The following is a 22,694-nucleotide window of genomic DNA, read 5'->3' on the forward strand; positions in this document are numbered from 1 at the left end:
TTTCCTTAACAGCAGCAACGAAATTTTTATTATTTTTTAACAAGGCTAAAAGAAGTATACGGACATCAGATGGCTTATCAATCCCGGATGCTGTATCTGCCTGAGATTCAGAAAAAGATAGCGCAATGGGGGAGACACTGCGCAGGTCGTGATGGTAATACGCTGATTATGATGGCTATCGGCGTAATAAATCAGGGATTATCGCTGAGCAGGCTTTCCAGTACCATGGCTCCGGCGCCCTGAGAAACCACTTCATAGGAATCAAATGCGGCGACTATCTGTGTATCGATTTGCGGAAATCCGGCGAGTTTTTGCGCCACCGTTTTCTGAACCGTGGCAAAAAACGTGTGTTTTGGCGTGAGTGTTCCGCCGCAGACCACGACATCGGGCTGAAAAGAGAGAATGATATTGCTATCGCCTGCCCGTAATAGTAAGCCGCTTCTTCCAGTGCTTCAGTACAGAGCGGATCAGCCAGCTCAATCGCCTTAAAAATTACATGATAATCAATTTCCCGTTCATCACTGACCAATGTGGTAATGACTGATGGTTTACCGCGCCGCAGATGCTGAACCACTGTGTTGCGGATAGCTTCCATTGAGCCGTATTGGTTAAGACAACCAAAGGCGCCGCATTCACAGGCACGCCCGCGGAGATCGAGCGTCATATGACCAAACGCATTTTCCGTACCGGACGGCATAAAACGGATAGGTTCACTGAGAATGGTACTGCTGCGGATCTCCGCATCACAGGTGGTGAAAAACAGACGCCGGCTCTGTTTGTGGCGCAGGCGGTATTCTGCAAGTGCGGCAAAATTGACACCACTGCCGATAGTGACCGGACATCCGGTCCGGGTTTCTGCCATTTCTTTCAGGTGCGGGATCAGATATTCATTTACCGCCTGCCGGTCACTGCCCGCAGGCAGTGTATAGTCTGCGGCAATACCGATACCGGCCAAATCAGCGGTGGTGAGATTGTGTTCTTCCAGCAGAGTCTGCAACCGCGTGAGCAACTTATCCAGCAATACCTGCGGCGTTTCCTGTCCGGTTGCCTTGATTTTACAGGTCGCCAGCACATCCAGCCTGAAATTTTGCAGCACAATGGTGGAGTAAATATTACTGATTTCAATACCGGCGAGGCGGCCTTTGTCCGGGTTAGCACTGTAGAGGATAGGTTTGCGCCCGCCGGTAGATTGCCCGAGTTCATCGGCAGAGATAAGACCGAGCCTGATAAGTTCATCGAGCAGCCGGGCGCAGGTTGCCGCGTTCATATTGGCTTTTTCTGACAGCGTGTCAGCACGGACAGGCCCGTCATTGAGGATAATTTGCCAGAGTGCTTTCAGTTTGCGGGTTTTGGAATTTTTGGATGACCGAAACTCACTGAGTATACCGGATAGCGCCATAAGCCCGAATCTCCTTCTTTTACAGATCACACCAGTTTTATCATTGTAAGTGAAATCTTTTTCTCATATTGAGAAGAAGATCGTATTTCCGTGTTTACATCTGATCTACAATCGCGTCATATATTCCACCAACAGTTACATACCGGACTAATTCAGGAGATAAATAATGCATCTCACAGCCGATATTGCAGAGAGCAAGGCGTTCGTAGAAGCACAGATAACTATCAAACCGACTATCGGGATCATTTTAGGCTCCGGTCTGGGACCGTTTGCCGATACTCTCGAAAATGCAGTGCGTATCCCGTATAACGACATTCCGCATTTTGCCAGTTCTTCCGCTGTCGGTCATGCTAATGAGCTGGTTATCGGCACACTGGGTGGTCAGAATGTGGTGGCGATGAAAGGGCGCTTCCATTATTACGAAGGCGTATCACTTGATCAGGTGACTTTCCCGGTCCGCCTGATGAAAGCACTGGGCGTCGAAAAACTGATTATCACCAATGCCTGTGGTGCCATAAATACCGGTTTTCAGCCGGGCGACCTGATGCTGATTACGGATCATCTCAACCTGACGGCAAATAACCCGCTGATCGGGCCGAATAACCCGGATCTGGGTGTGCGTTTCCTGGATGTCAGTCAGGTATACAGCAAAAATCTGCGCGGGATTGCGAAAGACGTTGCCGCTGAGCAGGGTGTGACACTGCGCGAAGGGGTTTACGCCTGGTGGACGGGTCCGGTCTATGAAACACCGGCTGAAATCCGCATGATCCGCACGCTGGGCGCAGATGCGGTCGGAATGTCAACCGTGCCGGAAGCGCTGGTTGCGCGCCATGCCGGTATCGAAACCCTGGGTATTTCCTGCCTGACTAACATGGCGTGCGGCATTCTGGATCAGCCGCTGAGCCATGATGAAGTGATTGAAACCGCAGAACGGGTAAAAGGGACATTCCTGAAACTGGTCACAGAGATTATTTCCCGTTTCTGAATGGTGTTCACCGGCCGTGTTGACATCATGGGACGTCGGCGGCCTTTTCCCTCTTTATCTCAGCGGAGATACCCATGGATATCAGAATCAGACTGAAAGCGATGATGTTCCTCCAGTATTTTATCTGGGGCGCCTGGCTTATCACCCTCGGCGCATACATGATAAAAACGTTGAATTTTACCGGTGCAGATGTGGGCTGGATTTACAGCACCAAAGGGTTGGCGGCGATTATTATGCCCGGGCTGGTGGGCATTATTGCGGATAAATTTATTCCGGCAAACCGGCTCTATGGTTTATGCCACCTGATCTGTGCAGGGGCGCTTTTTTATGCCGCAACCGTCACCGATGTACACGTGTTGTTCTGGGTGATGCTGATTAATGCGATGGCATTTATGCCGACGATTGCGCTGTCAAATTCCGTCAGTTATGCCAGCCTGCAAAAATATAATCTGGATTCAGTGTCACATTTTCCGGCTATCCGTGTGTTCGGCACCATCGGTTTTATCGCGGCGATGTGGGCGGTCAGTCTGATGAAGTTTGAACTGAGTAATACTCAGCTTTATATCGCGGCAGGGGCATCGCTGCTGCTGGCGGTTTATTCACTGACTCTGCCGGCAATACCTGTGGTGAAACAGACCGGTAATACAACCTGGGCACAGCGTTACGGACTGGACGCTTTTGTTCTGTTTAAACAACCGACAATGGCAGTCTTTTTTCTGTTTGCCATGCTGCTGGGGGCGGTACTGCAAATCACTAATACATTCGGCAGTCCGTTCCTGCATGATTTTGCGCGTGTTCCGCAATATCAGGACTCGCTGGTGGTGCAGTATCCGTCCATTCTGCTTTCAGTCTCTCAGATGGCGGAAGTCGTTTTTATCCTTGCCATTCCATTCTTTCTTAAGCGCTACGGTATTAAAAAAGTCATGATGATCAGTATGGTCGCCTGGACATTGCGCTTCGGACTGTTTGCTTTTGGTGAACCGGTATCAATCGGTTTCTTCTTCCTTGTGCTGTCCATGATTGTGTATGGCTGCGCGTTTGATTTCTTCAATGTGTCCGGTTCTATTTTTATTGAACAGACCGTCAGCTCAAAAATCCGCGCCAGTGCACAGGGACTGTTTATGATGATGGTCAACGGTGTGGGGGCTTACGCGGGGGCGATTATCAGCGGTATGGTTGTCGATATGTTTACAGTTGATGGTGTGAAAGACTGGCAGTCCATCTGGCTGATTTTCTCTTCTTATACGGTTGTGCTGGCGATTATTTTCCAGTTTACGTTCCATTATGATCACCGCACTGAAAAACCGGCCTCTGTTTGAAAACATCAGCCGCGCACAAATAGCGCGGCCTGATATTGTTTAATGCAGTGCGAGTTTCAGCGCTTCTTCTTTCAGATCCAGCTCCTGTATCAGATGAACATAGGTATGCTCATTGATATTTTTACTTTTACGCAGCTGTTTCAGTGCTTCCCGCTCTGCGCGCAGGGCGGTCAGAGACATGCGCCGCTCCATGCGGATAACATTGTGCCAGTCAAAATTAGCGGTTTTTTCATCACCGTCACTGTCCAGGTGGCGACCGTAGATCTCCAGTAAGTGAGTCCCTACTTCAGTGCGCAGTGTCATTTCATCTATATCTTCCAGCGGCTCTGCCATCTGCAGCCGCAGGTTATTCATGGCCGCTTCATTCAGGGTAAAGCGGGCATTGAGCTCATCATTATTATGCGGTAAGTCTGTGCTCAGCCCTTTTGTCAGAATCGGCAGGGCGACGGCGGCTATCACCAGCGAGAACAAAATCACACCCATTGCGAGGAAGATGGCAAGGTCACGGTGCGGGAACGGCGTGCCGTCATTAAGCAGCAGCGGCAGCGTCAGAATACCGGCAAGTGTAATAGCACCACGGACACCGGCGGTTGCCATAATTGCCATCAGGCGCAGGTGCGGCATTGTCTGCTCGTTACCTTTACGGCGCTGATGGAAAACGGTCAGGGTCATGGAGATCCATACCCAGGAAAAACGCAGCAGCGCCAGCCCGACAGTAATAATCACCACATACGCCAGCAGCATCCACGGCTCTGCGGCACCGGCATCTGCCGCTACTTCAGGAATTGAGCGCCACATTGCCGGTAACTGTTCACCCAGCAGAATAAAAATCATCCCGTTCAGTGCGACCTGTACTGTATCCCAGACGGCTTTGCTCTGCATACGGGTGGCAGACTGCATACGTCCGACAATCCGCTCATAGTGCATGGCAATACCGGCTGCGACCGCCGCGAGGATCCCGGAGACTCCCAGGTGCTCTGCGGCCAGATAAGAAACAAAGGGGATCATCAGGCTGATCATTATCTGGATAGCAGGGTCTTCCCCCGTTCTTTTTACCAGGAATTGATTCACTTTGCCGACAATCAGGGCAATCAGCAGCCCGGCAATAATACCGCCGAGTGCAACAATAACAAATTGTCCGGTGGCTTGCGGCAGGGAAAATGTTCCGGTCAGTGCAGCGGCAACGGCAAAACTGAAACAGACCAGCCCGCTGGCATCATTAAACAGGGATTCCCCTTCAAGAATGTGCGCCATACGGGAAGGAAGCGGGGCATTAACGGTCATTGCCGCGACGGATACCGGGTCTGTCGGTGAGAGGATCGCCGCCAGTGCAAACGAAACCGCCAGGGAAATGGCCGGGATCAGCCAGTGAATAAATAATCCCATGCCGACGACGGTGACAAACACCAGTCCGATAGCCAGGGAGAAAATGGGTTTGATATCGCTGAACAGGGCTTCTTTCGGAATACGCCAGCCATCCAGAAACAGCAGCGGCGGAATAAACAGGAACAGGAACAGGTGCGGATCAAACGCCACATCAAAGCCGAACAATGATAACCCGGCACCAATTGCAATCTGAATAAAAGGTAACGGAATTTTATCACCCAGCAGTCGGGAGATAAAAACACTGGCAATAACCGCCAGCAAAAAAACGAGAATTAGTGTAACGACAGACATAGGCGGTTTTATCCTTACAGGATTTTGATACAGAGCCACACATTGCGGGCAGGCAGATTATACGATTGACAGTAGAAATAAAGCAGAGAAAGGCACAATTGTAAAATTATTGTGTATCAAAAGATTAACAGAAATTTCTGTTTCATCACGTTACATTAAAAAGTGACCAATATCTCATTTTTTGGTTTGAATCACTGTATGTTCATGAGTTAAACCATGGCAGGGTGCATGCAGCTTACCTTTTTCGTTTTTACTCCGTTTAAAAATACCATTTCTATGCATCTTTTCGTGGTTAATATGCATATTAAGACTACCCGGTAATAATGACATAGATTAGATAATATTAAGCAGGAATTAATAATAATAAAATAAGGTGATGCCTGTAATAGATATTATTGAATTCTATTTTTAGTGGAAATAATAAATTCTATATTTTATATAGTGTTATAAATTTAATATTCACAACCAATTAATTACATGTGTTAAATATTAGTTACTAATAGTGTATATTGTCAGATTAACGCATTTTTTAATAAGAATTAACGCATTATTTATTCATGCAACATATAAGAAATTGATTTAATTTGTTAAAAATCAATATGTTAATTTTTTATCCTTTTGTGTGAACATTAGACTTTCTCGCCGTTCAGAATCTAAATTTGTTTTGTAGCGCTTTGATTAGCTTAAACCAGTTATTAAAACCAATTGAAGCGATTCAGTCAGGGTTTTAAGCCTGATTGGTGTGTGTTTTTCAGATTAAAATTTTACTAATTAAAAACTTGCGCCAGATCAATTCTAAAGATGTGTCTGCATATGTTAGAGTATTTCCAAGTTAAGTTACTTACATCTAAATACATCCAAATATAACTAAATTCATTATTACGACGACGAGAATATATTCCATGAAAAAAATTAATGTAATTACCGCTATTGTTTTTGCTGCTATTTCTTCCGGCGCTGTAGCGGGTGATGGCAAAATTACGTTTAAAGGTGAAGTGGTAAAACAAAGCTGTGTAGTTGAAGGTTCTGATAAAAGTAAAACGGTTACATTACCGAAAGTCAGCTCTAATGCATTACAAACTGCCGGCGATACAACAGGCACAACACCTTTTACCATTCAATTATCAAAATGTGCTGCAGCCGAAACAATAACAGATGTTGGTTTAAGTTTTATCGGTCCGAACATTGACTTAGCAACGAGAACGCTGAATACCGCCGGTGTGGGGACAACAACCGCGAAAAACGTCAATATCGCCTTGTACAATCAGAATGATCAGCTTATTAAACTGGGTATGGATAAAGATAATCAGAATGTTGGCTTTACCAAATTATCGGAAGGTAATGTTCAGTTAAACTATATTGCTAAGTATTACGCTCTGGGTATTTCTGAGCCCGGTTTAGTTGAATCTAACGTCGATTTCGAAATTATTTATAAATAATATTTATTTATAAAATATAATGGAAATAGGCCGGTGAATTTGTTCTAATTACCCTGTTTCCATTTTCTGTTTTTTTGTCTTTAACTCATCATTTTCAGAGTATATAAAACACGTATGATTAAAAAGATGATAGCTGTCTTTCTGTCGTTGGTGGCTATTCCGGCGACAGCCAGTATTGTGATAACCGGTACCCGGTTTGTATATCCTTCAGATGATAAGGAAATATCCATTAATGTTGAAAACAGTGGTGAAAAAACAGCATTGAGTCAGGTATGGCTGACAACAGGATTTTCAGAAAAAAGAACAGATAAAGAAGTCACAAAGGCAGATATTGAAGACACTCCGTTTGTTGTGCTGCCGCCACTATTTAAAATTAAACCCGGTAATGTCCAGACTGTCCGTATTCTGTATACCGGTGAGCCACTTGCAACGGATCGTGAAAGTGTTTTCACACTGAATGTTCTTGATGTCCCACCAAAAAGCAAAAATATTGAAAATAGTCTGCAAATATCTGTTTTATCTAAATTTAAATTCTTTTACCGGCCTTCAGCTATTGCCGGTGATTATAATACAGCGGTTGATAAGATTGACTGGACAATAACAAAACAAGGTTCAGATATTTGGTTATCGGCAAAAAATAACAGTGCCTTCTATATTACCCTTGATAAGGCTATGGTTATTGCCGGCGGGCAGGAATATGACGTTCAGCCGGGCTTAGCCATGATGTCCCCTTTTGGCGGAATAACTAAGGCAAAGATTAGCCGGTTAAATTCCGTTCCGGGTCAGTCTGCGGAAATTAAATTTAGTTACATTAATGATTCAGGCGGCAGTTCAGATTCGGTTAAAATAGTAAATTAAGGTTATCTGGTTAATTGAATGAACGGGTTTATTTATCTGTCGGTTATTTTATTCTCAGTCATGCTGCCTTGCAGCATGGTATTTGCTGACGATAATGACGACGATGATTATGAATTTAACCCTGCATTTATTAAAAATTACGCAGTTAGTGACGATGTTGATTTACGTGTTCTGGCAACTGATAATGATCAGGTGCCGGGAACATACAGTACGGATGTTTATATTAATGAACAACATATCGGCCAGTTTCTTGTTAAACTGGAGAGTAAAGATGAAAAATTACAGCTTTGTTTAACACCTGAATTGGTTGATTCCATGGGGTTAACCGATTCATTTGTTCAGCTATATCATAAGAAATATGAAACACAGGATGAAAATACCTGCTCTTATTTATCCGACCTGATACCTGAATCATCTTTCGAATTTATTTTCAATAAACAGCAACTTTCTGTTTCTGTTCCGCAACGCGACTTACTTAAACCTGTTCCGCCGGAAAGTAACCCGAATAATTGGGATGAAGGTAATTCCGTCATATTCAGCAATTATTTTTATAACCGTTATACCACCCGTGCTGAAGGTTATGAAAATACTGCCGATTCATTAACATTAAATTCAGGTATTAATTTTTATAAATGGCGGCTGCGCCATGACAGTCAGATTAATGATGATAAATACTCAGCGGTAATGACTTGGCTCGAACGGGATATTGATAGTGTCAGAGGAAAGCTGACACTCGGTGATTTTTATTCCGGCTCTGTATTTTCTAATGGCAGTTCATTGCGTGGTGTCAGATTGCGCAATGATAACAGTATGTTATCCAGTCGTGAAACCGGGTTTGCGCCGGTTATTCAGGGGATAGCCAAAACACAGTCGCAGGTAAAAGTATATCTTGCGGACTCCGGCACAGAGATTTACAGCACGGTTGTTCCTGCCGGACCTTTTGAGATAAGCGATCTGCTGCCGCTTTATTATTCAGGCGATCTGCGCGTTGATATTATCGGTGCCGGTGGTGACATACAAAAAATGAACATCCCGGTTCAGAGCGGGCTGGCATTTACCCGTCCGGGAAAATTAGACTTTGATATTGGTGTGGGGAAATTACGCTACCGTAATAGTGTATTTGGTGATCCGGTGACAGATGCGTCGCTGCGCTACGGTATTAATAACCGGATATCGGCTTCTCTGGGAACTGTGGTCAGTAATGATTATTTATCCGGCGCGGCAGGTATGACGATAAATACCCCCGTCGGTGCATTTAACGGCGAAGTTATTCATGCAAAAGCCCAACTGAAAGATATGGATAAAACCCTTGAAGGGAGCGCCTATAAACTCAGTTACAGTAAATCATTTGCGGCAACAGAAACCTATATAAACCTGTCTTCTATACAGTTTGATTCTAAGAACTACATCAGCGTTTATAACGCGATGCAGATAAATGATGCGCATTATCAATATGATGACCAGCAGCAAAATAATTCGTATAAACTGAAAACTCAATACACGTTATCAATGAGTCAGCGCCTGCCGTATAACACCGGCAGCATCAGTATGAGTGGTTCAACGGCAGATTACTGGAACAGCAGCGCAAGCAGTAAACAATATACTCTCTCTTATTCAGCAACGGTTTTTGATGCCGGTGTTATTGCATCATTACAAAAAACAGATAATCAATATAATAAAGATACCCTTTTTTCACTTTCACTGAGTATTCCGCTTTCTGTCGGTGACAGCACCTATCTGACCAGTAATTACCTCTCTTCAGACAGCACCCGCAATATTGGTGCCGGTGTCAGCGGACGTCTGAATGAGAATTTAGATTATTCATTATCTGCGGGGCAGGACAGATATGACGGTGAAGAAAACCGGTATGCCACTGCCGGAGCGCGTTATAAAACATCATTTGCGGATTTTTCTTCAGATTACAGTCATTATCCTGACGCCAAAACATTGAGTCTGAGTGCTTCCGGAGCAATAGTAGGTCACAGCGGGGGACTTTTGTTCTCCAATACGCTGGGGAGTTCATTCGCTGTTATTAAGGCAGAAGGTGTTGAAAATGCGCAGGTTATTGGTTCAGATACAACAACTAACAGTGCCGGTTATGCTATCCAGCCGAATTTAGTGCCTTACCGCAAAAATTTAATCGGTGTTGAAACCAAAGATCTGGGACAGAATTACACCATTGAAGAATCAAAGCGCATGGTTATTCCACGTTCCGGCAGTGCGGTATTTGTGACACTGGATACACGAATTGGTGCGCCGGTCGTTCTGAAAGCCACGGATGAACAGGGACATGCCTTGTCTCTTGGCGCCACCGTCTATAGTAATGATAATACGCCACTTACGTTTGTCGGACAGGGCGGAAAAATCTTCCTGAATCTGAATGAGAAACTGACAAAAATTCTGGTGGATACCAATTCGGCTGATGGCGATCAGTGTGAGGTCGATCTGAATGCAATTAATCAGAAATACCTTATGAATGATAAAGTGTCAGTCATCACAGTAACCTGCGGGGTGATTAATCATGAGAATTAACTGTTTGTTTTCCCTGTTACTGATGATGACCAGCATGCAGGTATCGGCTTTCAGCACCATTACTGATATTAAAGGGCACGTCGCCCCGGTCTGGCGGGGAGCGACAAATATTCGTGCCACTATCGGTGTATTTAATTCAGGCAGTTACGGATTTGGTGAACCTATACGTGATACCAGCGGACGATTGATTGAAACTGAATATATCCCGCATTTCCACATGGGGTCTTCATCACCCCGGTTCAAATGTACAAAAGGTGAAACGTACCGCGCATCAGTGACTGCGGAAGGAATTGGCACTGTACTGGGTGAGAAAGACGGCTATGCCATTATTCAGTCAAATATTCCGGGAGTGGGTTACCGGCTGGATATTGGCGGCGCATTTTCAGGGACTTATGTTAATCCGGTTATCACCCGCTACAGTAAGATAAGCACAACCGGTGCATCAGATATTGATATCAGCTGTACCTCGACAGCTCAGTTTGCACTGGGCGTTAAAGTGACGCTGGTCAGAACCAATGAACAGCCTGATGACAATAACGGGCTTGCTTATCTGCCGGTGAATGTTAACTCACCTTATCCTGTTGCTATTTCAATATATAACCGCAGCGGGGCTATTGAGTTGGACGGGCGCTGGACTATTCCGCTGAAAAAAGTCAGTAATGTTTCTGTTAAATATATGAAAGAGTCCTGTCGTTACCGGTTTTCCAACCGTGAGCAACTTCTCAGTCTCGGCAAAGTCAGCTCTGCTCAGTTTTCCGGAACAGGCAGTACTGCCTATGGCGATAATGGTGCGCAGAGTGTGGATGTGTATATTGATTGCGCGGGTACAAATGTTATCCATAATATCCGCGCATCTGTTTTTGAAGCTATCGCCGGAAATGAAGCATCAGGTGCACTGCGGCGTCAGGGGGTTTTACTCAATAACCTGACCGGACAGGGGGCAGCAAAAGGCGTCGGCGTACAGGTATTAATTGATAATAATATAAAACCACTCGGTACGGATGCGCCGGTTTATATTGATGATGATACTCAGTGGGACGTGGTGAACGGCGGGGAGATAATCAGAGGTGTTTACCATTTCTCTGTCAGCGGGCGGTATTATCAGGTTGCACCTGAAATTCGTGAAGGTAAAATTCAGACTACCGCAGGATTTACGCTGATATACCGGTAAAACCATGGCTTTGTCAGGTTCGGCAGCGTGATACAGCGCTGAAAATTACAGGTATAATCCCACCTATTATTCAATCAGTTCAGAAACGAAAACGAAAAAGAAACGAATATGACAAAACTCACCTTACAAGAGCAGATGCTGAAAGCCGGGCTGGTAACCAGCAAAAAAGTGGCTAAAGTTCAGAGAACCGCTAAAAAATCACGGGTTCAGGCACGTGAAGCAAGAGAAGCGGTGGAAGAAAATAAAAAAGCACAATCTGAGCGCGATAAACAGCTGAGCGACCAGCAGAAACAAGCCGCATTATCTAAAGAATATAAAGCACAGGTAAAACAGCTTATTGAAATGAACAGAATCACTATTTCAAGAGGCGATATCAGTTTTAATTTCACAGACAGTAATGTGATTAAAAAAGTGGTTGTGGATAAAATTACTCAGGGGCAACTGATCAGCGGTCGTCTCGCCATTGCCCGCTTGGTTATTGATAACAGTGACGTGAGTGAATACGCAATTATCCCCGCAAGTGTCGCTGATAAAATTATGCAGCGGGATGCAGACAGTATTGTATTAAATAATGCCCTTAGTCAGGAAGCGGAAGATGAAGACGATCCGTATGCTGATTTTAAAGTACCTGATGATTTGATGTGGTAATTGGCGTGTCTTCATGACCGTATAATTACAGGTCAGAACGGGCTGGTACTCCGGGTGTTAATCTGCTCTCCGCTGACGGGATGAACAAAATTCAGTTCGCTGGCGTGCAGCATCAGCCGGGGTGTTTTTTCTGTCCCGGGCAGCAGGAGCCCGCCATAAAGGTCACAGCCCAAAATCGGATATCCCAGTAACTGACAGTGAATGCGCAGTTGATGGGTGCGCCCGGTTTCCGGGGTTAACTGTACCCGCGTCACCGGCAGTAATGTTCCGTCTTCTGACTTATGATAACAACGTTCAGTGACCCGGTAGTGCGAGCGGGCGGGCTTGCCGCTGATTGCACAGATGGACATCAGCGGAAACCGCGCCGGATCTTTGGCAATTGCGGCATCTATCACGCCTTCATTGTCGCTCAGGTGTCCGCAGAGCAGTGCGCTGTAAACCTTAGTCACTGTGCGCAGGCTGAATTGTTGGCAGAGGGCGGCGTTTATCGCTTTATTACGGGCAATCACCATCAGCCCGGAAGTACCGAAATCCAGACGGTGAACCAGGGTGCAGCCCGGAAATAGTTTTACCAGCCGGTGATGCACGGAATCCAGATTTTGCGGATTTTTTCCTGAGAGACTGAGCAGCCCGGCGGGTTTATTGATAAGTACCAGATGATCGTCTTGCAGAATTATCCCGATCTCGTCATGGCACGGCGGGGCAATAAAGGTATCAATAATTGCAGACATCAGGTTATCCGGATAAATAGCGGGAGTGGATGATAGCGAATTTTAAGCCGGCTGGCGACAGCGGTCATAAACCAAAGACATGGTTTGCACAGGCATTGTGCTTTATACTGCGCGCTGCAAAAACTGAGCATATAAATGATTAAGCAGGGGTAATGGCGATGAACGGAACAATCACAACGTGGTTTGAAGATAAAGGTTTTGGGTTTATCAAAGATGAAAATGGTGATAACCGTTATTTTCATGAGGTTAAGGTCGCCAACCCTGAGCTGATAAAAAAAAGATGCGGCAGTCACTTTTGAGCCTACAACCAATAACAAAGGCTTATCCGCCTATTCTGTAAAAGTGATACCGGAAAGCAAATATATCTATATTGCGGGCGAACGCATTAAACTTACGTCGATCAAATCCTATCTGATTTACAGCGAAGAAGTGCCGGTTGATTCCACGATTGATAAAGAGAAAACCGTACTGTCAGTAGGGGTTCTGATGAGCAGTATCAGACCTAAACTGACCAGCGCACCGGATGAAATGCGCTCACTGAAAAAACTGGCGATCACCACTTTCCAGGGAACAACACTGATCTTTTCGGAAGATGAGATAGATGTGGATGCTACCGTGAAACTGCTCGGCGTCTGATGTACTAGCTCAGACTTGATCTGACAGTTACCAGTTATTTATACAGGTGTCTGTCAGATTATATCTGGGTTAAATTCTTTTCAGCCCAAATACGTTTTCCATCCAATAAAGTGTCTATTGGGGTTCGCCCGCAACACATTTTTCCCTGGTGAGTTCGGGCATTATTATAATAATGCAACCAGTCATCAAGATCAGATTGTAATGTTTCAAGGTCGCCATACAGCTTCTTACGGAATGTAATTTGATAAAACTCCTGTAATATCGTTTTGTGAAAACGTTCACAGATACCGTTAGTTTGCGGTGACATCGCTTTGGTTTTCGTATGGTCAATATCATTAATCGCAAGATATAACTGATAATCGTGCTGATCTACCCGCCCGCAAAACTCAGTTCCACGGTCAGTTAATATTCTTAACATCGGTAAATAATGAGATTCATAAAACGGTAAAACACGGTCGTTCAGCAAGTCAGCCGCGGTAATTGGCGTTTTACTCACATATAATTTGCAGTGTGCAACTTTTGAGTAAGTATCAACAAAAGTCTGTTGATAAATTCGTCCAACGCCTTTTAAATTGCCCACATAAAACGTATCTTGAGAGCCTAAATAACCTGGGTGAGATGTTTCAATCTCGCTACATGCCTCATCATCATGGGCTTTCTTTTCCAGCGCAGCAATTTGGGCATCATTGAGAGCAATACCGTCTCTTGCAACTTTTTCCTCGAGTTCATTACTGGTTCGGTAGCGATGTCCGTTCTATTTTTGAGATTAGGGCTGCGTCGGCTTCGATTAATTAACGCATCAACGCCACCGTGCTCTGCAAGCTCCCGATATCGGTAAAATGTATCCCGGGACACGCCCATCACTTTACAGGCTCTTGATACATTGCCCAGCTCTTCCGCTAAATTAAGTAAACCGGCTTTGTGTTTAATGATTGGATTGTTAGTATGGATCATGAGAGTTACCTTTTTGTGTTTTGTATAAGGATTCGACACCCATATCAAAACGGGTAACTCTCAACTTTTCAAGTTGAACTGTCAGATCTCATCGAGACTAATACACTTTATGGTAAAAAATCAACAACCCGGAATGTAACCCTGTCACCATTAGGAATCGATTTCAGAGCCGAGCCTATGCTGCTACCTATACCACGGTTGCCGCTACTGGTTATGTTCCTCACACTTGCTCCCGCACCTCCTTCTTGTGTCATTGCCAGAGGATATTCATCTCTATCTATACCCTTACCGGGCATTCCCCTGGAGCGCTCGCCAGTGCTTGTATAGGTGTAACAGTCATACCCTGCAAGACTTTGTCTTCGATTATCGGCTGACCTCGTTCTATCAAGTGTCAAACGGTTTGGGTGTCCTTCTGCTTGCGCATCGCTGATATGATCTGCTCCCTCCGGATTGCGTGTACGAGAAATTTCGAGAAGATGTTCGTTTGGCGCCAAATTAGTTAACCTGATACTGCGTCCCAGATCAAGTTTTCCTGAGCTTCTGGTATTGACAAGTCCCAGCGGGTCAACCCATCCTGTGGGGTTTGGTGCATATAAATAGGCGTTATATCCGCCATAGAGGCCTATCGGATCCTGAGTAATAAACCGGCCAGTGTCAGGATCATAATAACGGTGCCGGTTGTAATGTAACCCGGTTTCCTCATCATAATACTGCCCCTGAAAGCGCAGTGGCTGAGATAGTTCTCCGCTTTGTTTAGCGGTATTTCCCCAGGCATAAAATGAACCCTGCCAGAGACATTCCCCGTTACTGGCAGTCATCTCCCGCGGTGTGCCTATCTGGTCGGTATGGTAATAGTACAGTGCTTCCTTTTGCCCGTTTTGTCTTTTTTCCCACCGGGCTACCGGTATAAACGTCTGCGGCAGATACAGATAAGTCGTCGTGGATTCGCCGCTGCTTTCGCCTAGTAAGTTGTGCTTATCCCATAAGAATATTGTTGTTTTTCCGCCCGATTTCTTATAAATCCGGCGGCCGAAAACATCATAGCCGTACTCTGTATTCTGCGATATGCCGGCGCTGATTTTTTCAGCCCTGAGGATACGGTGTTCCTGTGAGTATTGCAGCGTAAGGGATGTATTCTTTCCTGATTTTCTCTTTAAATTTCCATATATATCATATTGATATGAGTAATTACCGAACGTTCTAAGATGATTGTCGTGGACGGCCGTTTCACCTCTGATATTCTCAGGACTGACAAGATTACCGGCTGCATCATAATTAAAGCGTTCATGGCCGCCGGCAGTTAGCCTCCCCGATACATCATAATGATAATCTGTTTTAGCTCCGCTGAGCTCCAGAACCCGGTTTAAATATCCGTGTTCCCCATAGTCATAACGTCGTGAAATCAGAGGGGATAAGGTCATAGCAGAAGCAGGCATTACCTTCTGACTGAGGACTTTTCCTGTTTTATTATAGGTGAAAAAACTGGTCAGATCACCTTGTGTCCGGCTGATTTCCCGGTGCATGATGTCCCGTTCAATTTCACATAATACCTGAGCTCCGCAGTTTATCTGCATCAGATGACCTGAACCGTAATAGAGATAATCGAGGAGGCTTTTGTCCGGTAATACCATATTGATACAGTTGCCGTTATTGTCATACTTGTAGTGTAATGTTCGTTTTTGTCCGAGAACCTCACTAATTTCAGTAATACACTGTCCGGCTGCGTCATAGATATAATCATTTTTACTATCATTATTGCCGGCACTCAGAAGCAGACCGGCATCATCATAGTGATAATAATTCCGGATTTGACTTTTTTTATCGTCAGTCCTGATTATTTTTTCAGTGATCTGCCCGTTTTTATTACGCCGGCATACGGTCAGTATGCCGGTGTTTTCTTCAGTGCTGTTACCGGATTCATATTTTTTTGTCAGTTTATTTGTGGCGTTGTATTGATAGCGGATAACAATTCCGTCAAATTTTTGTTCATGAATAAGATTATCATTATCATCATAAATAAAGGTGTAACAAGCACCATTCTCATTTTTCAGTTTTGTCAGACGACGGGCAGAATCATATTCGCAAGAAAATATGCCGCCGGCCGGATCCGTTTTCGTCAGTGGTAATCCGTCAGGTGCGAGTTGCAGTACGGTTTGTTCACCGGCAGTATTACGAAAGCTCACCAGTTGCCGCTGAGAATTGTAATGGTAATAATCAGAGGTACCGTCCGGATGGGATACGGCAGATATCATACCATTCATAGCATAAGAGAACTGGGTGATCGCACCATCCGGCATTACCGTTTCCGTTATATTTCCGGTATGATTTCGAATATATCGGGTCTCCGCTCCTGAACAATCCCTGATTTTAGTCAATAATCCTGCAGAATTATAGATAAAAATATATACATTTCCGCAGGGATCTTTCACTTCCGTGATGAGCCCGTGCTTATCACGGATATATTCTGTGGTCTGGTTTAATGGGTTAGTAATACTTATCAGTCCGCCATGAGTATCATAGGTATAGCGGGTTATCTTTCCGGTCTCATTAATGACAGATACAGGATTATGTTTATTATCATAGTGAATATATATTTTTTTTCCGGCAGGGTTAGTAACCGATGTCATATTACCGAGTGAATCATATGTACAGCGGATTTCGGTTTTATCCGGCAATATAATGCTAGTTACCAGTCCGTTTTTATTCAGGCCATAATGTGTTGTACCATTTTTAGCATCGGTAAATGCTGTCGGTTCATTATCCGTATTAAACTGATAGCAGGTTTTCCTGTTCAGGGGATCGGTAACAACAGTGCTGCCTGTATGATATCCGAAGGACCAGGTTTGTCCGAGATTCGTATAATAACTCAGTACTTTTCCGGCAGGAGAATATTCAGTATAACGGTAACAGGATACCACGCCGCCCGGCACACCATGCTGTATCAGAATATGATTTTTATATTCAAACTGACGCTGCGTTTTTCCGCTGTTGTCACGTACTGCATAAAGGTCACCTTCAGCTGAATAACAATACGTCACCAGCGGGTATATTGTTTTTTTATCATTACGTAAAGAAACCCGCTGTAACCGCTGAAGCGTCTCTCCGCCGGGCTGAGTCAGTGTAATGAAAGTCAGTGTCAGCCATTGACCGGTTGCAGTACGTATTGCTGACGGTAGGCCAGCCTGATTATAAATTATACGGATGTGATTACCGTATTTATCTACCAGACCCGTCAGCGGAAAGCGGGATGAACTGAGCCCCTGCGGATCATGTTCGCTGATATCCAGCGGCGAAAATATCAGATCTGCCTGCCCGCCTGTGAATGCAATCCGGTAGCGGTTATTGGTTTCACGCGAAAAATATAACTGTGAACAGTTGTCGAATTTACACTGGCCGGGTCTCAGCCGGGGCACTTCGACTGAGATCCCCTGTTCATTAATAAAATACAGCCCGTCATCTCTTTTTATCAGGCACTGAGAAAAAGGCACGGTCCAGCCCTGTCCGAACCAGCCATCTTCAGCAATATCAGAAAAATAGCGGCGCTGCCAGATAAACGGAAAATAAGATGGCAGGATAAAATCTTGCTCTAATTTTCCGGAAAGAAATTTAATACCTAATACAGGGTTTACCGGATGCCCGACTGCCGGACATTCTTTATTATTTGTCTTTTTTTTCTTTCCGTCTTTAATTGCGATACCGTCTTCTTTTTTTTGACTATTTTTACCTTTAGATTTCAGCGAATTTCTATTAGTTTGCTGAAGTAATTTATTTCCTGCGTCAATACGAAGTAATCCACGAGCGGTGGCAGTTATAAGCGTAGCAGGTGAAGGTTCAATAAATGATATCAGATCACCAACATGTGTAATTGCTGATTCGATATAATCACTAGCTATATCAGTATTGCCTTCATTATAATAAAGGCGGGCGTTCAATAAATCAGCACCGAGCCCGAGCCCGGGAATTTCACCAGCTTTATCAAAAACACTATGGCCATATTCAGGATCCTGATAAAATATATAATCTCCGCTTCTGTTTAAAAACGAAAAAATATTGGTCTCCGGCTGGGTTTCCGGATTAGGTTTTCCGTCTATCAGCTGTGCTTTGCGCGCATCGTCAATAATCTTCTGCTCATCTTCCGGTGTTTTAATGTTTTCTATTCTGGTGTTCAGCTCATCCCTGCTTATCGGCGGGTTTGTATTACTACCGGCAGCAGCCGGTTTGGGTTCATTTATCAAAATCCCTTCTGTATTTCCTTCAGCCACCGTTAAAACTCCCGTTCATATGGAATTTATCGCCTTCGCGGATTGTTTTTTTCTTATTAATACTGACGGTATCACTTTTTTCTTTCGGCCAGCAGTCCGCACCAACTGTACCGCTTTTGATTCCCCCGCCGGTACCAGCTTCATCCCCCCGTGTTTTCGGGGCTTTGCTTTTATCAAACACAAATGCCGGATTATTATTCAGCCTGACAGTATCAATGGTGCCCTGAGCATCACCGAGGTCAGACGTCACCTGATAAGGCACAGGAATATTCAATGGCGGTGTTTTACACACATCCGGGGAGGTACTGACAATAATCCATTTACTGTCTTTTCGTGCACCGAGCTTTTTAGCCATAATAAATTCCTTTTTTAACCAAACTGGGTGGTACCGGAATAAATTCTGTCTTATCCGGACATGGCTTACCCGGTGTTTTACTCAGACTTTTCATGTTATCTTCAGAAATATATCTGAGCTGAATCTCTGCGGCTTTCACTGATTCAGGAACTGTTATACGGTAGGTACAAAATACTTTCCGGATTGTCATATCAATAACAATAGTATCCAGCTGCATATCTTTAGTTACTGATATACCCAGTTCTGAAACAATGAAAATAAACAGTGTTTCAGTGGGGATATAAAATAAAATTTTTTGCACTGCTATTTCGGATGACGGTATAAGACCGAATAGTTTAACTGGTAATTTATTCCCGACTTCGATATGAGGTATTTGTAATGACGGATGAGCTCCGCACCAGTAATTAAATTTAAAATCAACCGGCGGAAAGGGATGTTGCTTTTCCAACCAATTATCATCATAAGTACCTGCATATTTAATTCGATCCCGCCAGCTGCGACCGAAAAAACCAAATCCTTCCGGCCTTATAACCTGGCTGATATGTTTAACCGGTGATTCCGATGATTCTATTTGCGGGCCGGGCAGAGTGATTTCGCCACATTGTTTCAGGTATTCTTTCGGATACCAGCCCATACCCGATGGATTAGCCGGAGAAGCAAATATTTTATCATGGATATTAAGAGTGCCTCCGGTGGCATACTCATAACGGATATCCAGTGATTTTACCGGCTCCGCCGGAGATAACTCCCATCCGAACGAATCGTGTATCCAGCACCGGGGACCATGAATGCGTAGTGGTTTTATATATTTACCCAGTTGAACACCGACATCAAAAGCAGCTGTTGCACGATTACCCGGTGAAAATGCAGTGGCATTAATGATAACGTCAGTTTTGGGTTTATAAGGCGACAAGTCACTTTCATACCGGATACTTTTTTTTATATCATCATCAAAATGGACATCCGAATAATTTAATGGGTCCTGCTCCGGTGCAACAGTTAAGATACTTTTTCCGTCAGATGTCATTATTTTAATATCATATGTTATCCGTGCAGTAACAATATGAAATTCTGATTTGTGATTATCAGTACCTTTGAAACTGATTGCCGGGAAAATGCTGTAATTTATAAAGCCCATGATAACATCCATATTTTGCTGTATTCCGGAGGAATCAATTAAGATCAATAGTATTTCCGTTTATCTGCACAGCGCCGGAACTGCTGATATCAATATTTCCGGAAGAACTGATATCGATATTTCCGGATGCACTTACTTTTACCGGACCAGAACTGCTGAATGTAATATCGGAACCGTTCAGGGTGATTTTTCCGCTGCTTTCCATGACCAGGGATGATGAGCCGACAGTCAGTTCAATTTTATCAGTGGCAGTGAGGCTGTATTTTTTTCCGACCTGTTCCGTATGATCCCCGTCAACAGACTCTTTTAAATCCTGTTTTACCTGAATATCCTGATTTTGACCAAACGAACTTTTCTGGTCACCATCAACATTCAGTGTGTCATTCCCGCCGACTTTCCGGTCATGATCCTGCTGAACCTCATACTTCTGGTTACCTTTCACCGTGGTTTGCTGGTCCTGACCGATATCCAGTGTGTCATTCTGTTCCACTGAACGACTCCGGTTAGACATAATCTTAATCGTTTCATCACCCTGCACAGACTCATCCCGGGTTCCCTGAATATCGGTTGATTCATTACCGCCGACGGAGCGGTCCCGGTTCGCACCGACTTTATGAACTTCATTATTTTTTATTTCACTGAGCATATCCCGCTCGGCCTGTAACCAGACTTCCTCCATTCCGGCTTTATCTTCAAAGCGAAGTGCGTTGGCATTACTCAGCAGACCGCCGATTGAGCGGGAAATCATGCCGCTTTGTGTGGCATTCATCGGTAATCTCCAGGGCGGCATAGTGCCCGCGTTATAAACGCGCCCGGTCACAATGGGGTAATTAGGGTCGCCGTTTTCAAAATCAACAATGACTTCCTGCCCGATACGCGGAATATTAATCCCGCCAAAATTACCGCCCGCCCAGGGATATGAGACCCGTATCCAGCAGGATGAGTTATGGTCGCACACCGCAGAGTGATCCCAGTGAAATTTAAGCTTTATCCGTCCGTACTGATCAGTCCAGATTTCCTGTCCCGGCGGTCCGGCCACAATCGCCGTTTGCGGTCCGGTTGTTTTGGGGGCCTGAGTTATCCGCTGAGGACGGTAGGCAATTGTTACCGGTTGTGTATTAAAGTCGGAGAGAACACGAGTTTCACCGTAATGACTTTCCTCACCGGTTTCTTCAATATCAATATGTGAGCGGATAACCAGATACTGACCATTTGCAGTATACATAGGGTGCTTTTTTAATTCAAATACAGTACCGCAGACAATATTACGGATATACCCCCGGCCATAAGACGGATTACGCTGTGCAAATAGCGCTTCCATCCGGGTTTGTGAATAAGCAGCACCTTGTGCCGGGTCGGTATAATTCCCCGGCCACTCATATACAGATAATTTCTCTGATTCTTTTTCGTGCTTAATGGATTTGGCTGACTTTAAATCGGCCTTTGGTTTCGTGAAATCAAAATCATCAGTTCTCCAGATCCCCGACTGAAGGCGCTCCTGAGCCTCAAAATAAGACACGAACTCACGTTCTTTTCTGTTTTCAGAGCGTTCATAAGGCAGGCAATGATAGGCTTTACTCTTTACCGGGATATGGATATTAATATCATCAACGATAATCATCCGGTGAACCTTATCCTCATGCTCAAAGAACCAGTAAATTCCATATCGTTCCATCAGCCTCTGAATAAAATCAAAATCAGTTTCACCATACTGAACTTCATAATTAATTAACGGATATGCTTTTTTAATCCGTATTTCATGAGAGTAACTGTAATTACTGTTAAGGACTTCATTAACAATATCGATAACACTTTTATTCTGAAATATTTTGTAATCAGAACGTTTGGTTGCCAGCATGAGCCAGGGCTCAATGGTGAAACGGTAAAGACAATATGTATTAAACTGCTCAGTTAATTTAGCCGCCGTAACAATGCCACTGATCTCACGTATTCCTCTGCCAATATTATCACCGGAATACTCTGAATCAGATGTAATGACGTTTATTCCTTCCAGTTGAATACTGACGGTTAGCTCGCGCCCGACAGAAGTCAGCAAATTAATATTGGCCGCATCTTCAGGGCTGAGTACCTTTGCTGTTATTAACTCTATTTGATAAGAGTAAATTTTTGACAATTCCTCTTCACCATATATTTTTACTATTTTTAATTTTGAGTTTCCGTCAGGAAATGACGGAACAGCAGGGCCGCTGATAGTGGTAATTCTGTTAGATTTAAAAAGTGGCATCGTATTCTCTCACCCTGAATATATTTAATATCAAAAATACGTGTATGCTCAATAATACATATAAGAGTTTTCCAAATAAATGTTAATTCAGAATCAGATAGATGTATTTCCCCTTAGTCTCGGTATGAGTTATATTGGCTATTAGGTTTATCCGCACTGAATAATAGCCGCCTACGGCGGAGCTAAGACGCTGTAAGTCAATGGCTGTTTTCAGTAACTGTCTCCCGTTATAACCCGGTGCATGTATATTCCCCGACCTGCAAAACTTTTCTTTCAGATTGATGACGGCCGGAACCAGCGACTCATCAAACACGGCTCTGCTGTTCCCGAATGAACCAAACTGGT

15 protein-coding genes and 2 pseudogenes are annotated in these 22,694 nt (G+C 44.3%); 9 read left to right on the forward strand and 8 right to left on the reverse strand.

Annotated features, from left to right (window positions below; translation table 11 throughout):
* Positions 1-69 precede the first annotated feature (69 nt).
* Entirely contained in the window at positions 70-243 is a 174-nt protein-coding gene (locus AYY17_RS21605) for a hypothetical protein (protein ID WP_156656706.1), read from the forward strand.
* A 31-nt stretch (positions 244-274) separates the two neighbouring features.
* Here AYY17_RS21605 and AYY17_RS13350 read toward each other — a convergent pair whose 3' ends face one another.
* Positions 275-1,399, reverse strand: a complete 1,125-nt coding sequence (locus AYY17_RS13350) for an ROK family protein (RefSeq protein WP_235845386.1) — start codon at positions 1,397-1,399, stop codon at positions 275-277.
* A 166-nt stretch (positions 1,400-1,565) separates the two neighbouring features.
* On the opposite strand from AYY17_RS13350, the gene AYY17_RS13355 reads away from it, so the two are divergent.
* Positions 1,566-2,384, forward strand: a complete 819-nt coding sequence (locus AYY17_RS13355) for a purine-nucleoside phosphorylase (protein ID WP_067424368.1) — start codon at positions 1,566-1,568, stop codon at positions 2,382-2,384.
* 74 nt (positions 2,385-2,458) lie between these two features.
* On the forward strand, positions 2,459-3,703 hold the full coding sequence (locus AYY17_RS13360; RefSeq protein ID WP_067424370.1) for a nucleoside permease: 1,245 nt from the start codon (positions 2,459-2,461) through the stop codon (positions 3,701-3,703).
* A 39-nt stretch (positions 3,704-3,742) separates the two neighbouring features.
* On the opposite strand, the gene AYY17_RS13365 is transcribed toward AYY17_RS13360, so the two are convergent.
* Positions 3,743-5,380, reverse strand: a complete 1,638-nt coding sequence (locus AYY17_RS13365) for a Na+/H+ antiporter (RefSeq protein WP_067424372.1) — start codon at positions 5,378-5,380, stop codon at positions 3,743-3,745.
* A 902-nt stretch (positions 5,381-6,282) separates the two neighbouring features.
* Here AYY17_RS13365 and AYY17_RS13370 point away from each other — a divergent pair.
* From AYY17_RS13370 to AYY17_RS13390, 5 genes are all read left to right on the forward strand, one after another.
* Entirely contained in the window at positions 6,283-6,819 is a 537-nt protein-coding gene (locus AYY17_RS13370) for a fimbrial protein (RefSeq protein ID WP_067424373.1), read from the forward strand.
* 126 nt (positions 6,820-6,945) lie between these two features.
* Positions 6,946-7,677: a fimbrial biogenesis chaperone gene (locus tag AYY17_RS13375; RefSeq protein WP_162271117.1), complete on the forward strand. Its 732-nt coding sequence runs from the start codon at positions 6,946-6,948 to the stop codon at positions 7,675-7,677.
* Positions 7,678-7,695: 18 nt separating this feature from the next.
* Positions 7,696-10,209, forward strand: a complete 2,514-nt coding sequence (locus tag AYY17_RS13380; protein ID WP_067424378.1) for a fimbria/pilus outer membrane usher protein — start codon at positions 7,696-7,698, stop codon at positions 10,207-10,209.
* Entirely contained in the window at positions 10,199-11,380 is a 1,182-nt protein-coding gene (locus AYY17_RS13385; protein WP_067424380.1) for a fimbrial protein, read from the forward strand. Before AYY17_RS13380 ends, AYY17_RS13385 begins: the two co-directional genes overlap by 11 nt.
* 108 nt (positions 11,381-11,488) lie before the next feature.
* A complete protein-coding gene (locus AYY17_RS13390; protein ID WP_067424382.1) occupies positions 11,489-12,028 on the forward strand; it encodes a DUF2058 domain-containing protein in 540 nt (179 codons plus the stop codon).
* A 32-nt stretch (positions 12,029-12,060) separates the two neighbouring features.
* Here AYY17_RS13390 and AYY17_RS13395 read toward each other — a convergent pair whose 3' ends face one another.
* Positions 12,061-12,759 carry an RluA family pseudouridine synthase gene (locus AYY17_RS13395; RefSeq protein WP_067424384.1) on the reverse strand — a complete coding sequence of 233 codons (699 nt, stop codon included), beginning with the start codon at positions 12,757-12,759 and terminating at the stop codon, positions 12,061-12,063.
* A 152-nt stretch (positions 12,760-12,911) separates the two neighbouring features.
* On the opposite strand from AYY17_RS13395, the pseudogene AYY17_RS13400 reads away from it, so the two are divergent.
* Positions 12,912-13,395, forward strand: a pseudogene (locus AYY17_RS13400) (cold-shock protein).
* A 58-nt stretch (positions 13,396-13,453) separates the two neighbouring features.
* On the opposite strand, the pseudogene AYY17_RS13405 reads toward AYY17_RS13400, so the two are convergent.
* The 5 genes and pseudogenes from AYY17_RS13405 to AYY17_RS13425 form a co-directional block, all read right to left on the reverse strand.
* Positions 13,454-14,349, reverse strand: a pseudogene (locus AYY17_RS13405) (helix-turn-helix domain-containing protein).
* Positions 14,350-14,456: 107 nt separating this feature from the next.
* Positions 14,457-18,611, reverse strand: a complete 4,155-nt coding sequence (locus AYY17_RS13410; RefSeq protein ID WP_067424386.1) for an RHS repeat-associated core domain-containing protein — start codon at positions 18,609-18,611, stop codon at positions 14,457-14,459.
* On the reverse strand, positions 18,604-18,966 hold the full coding sequence (locus AYY17_RS13415; protein ID WP_067424388.1) for a DUF4150 domain-containing protein: 363 nt from the start codon (positions 18,964-18,966) through the stop codon (positions 18,604-18,606). The genes AYY17_RS13410 and AYY17_RS13415 overlap by 8 nt, the downstream gene beginning before the upstream one ends.
* Complete coding sequence (locus AYY17_RS13420; protein WP_082981392.1) at positions 18,959-20,152, reverse strand: DUF2169 family type VI secretion system accessory protein; 1,194 nt, start codon at positions 20,150-20,152, stop codon at positions 18,959-18,961. The genes AYY17_RS13415 and AYY17_RS13420 overlap by 8 nt, the downstream gene beginning before the upstream one ends.
* Entirely contained in the window at positions 20,139-22,349 is a 2,211-nt protein-coding gene (locus tag AYY17_RS13425) for a type VI secretion system Vgr family protein (protein WP_067424390.1), read from the reverse strand. The genes AYY17_RS13420 and AYY17_RS13425 overlap by 14 nt, the downstream gene beginning before the upstream one ends.
* Positions 22,350-22,694 lie beyond the last annotated feature (345 nt).

The sequence above is a fragment of the Morganella psychrotolerans genome, from assembly GCF_001676055.1.
GTDB lineage: Bacteria > Pseudomonadota > Gammaproteobacteria > Enterobacterales > Enterobacteriaceae > Morganella > Morganella psychrotolerans_B.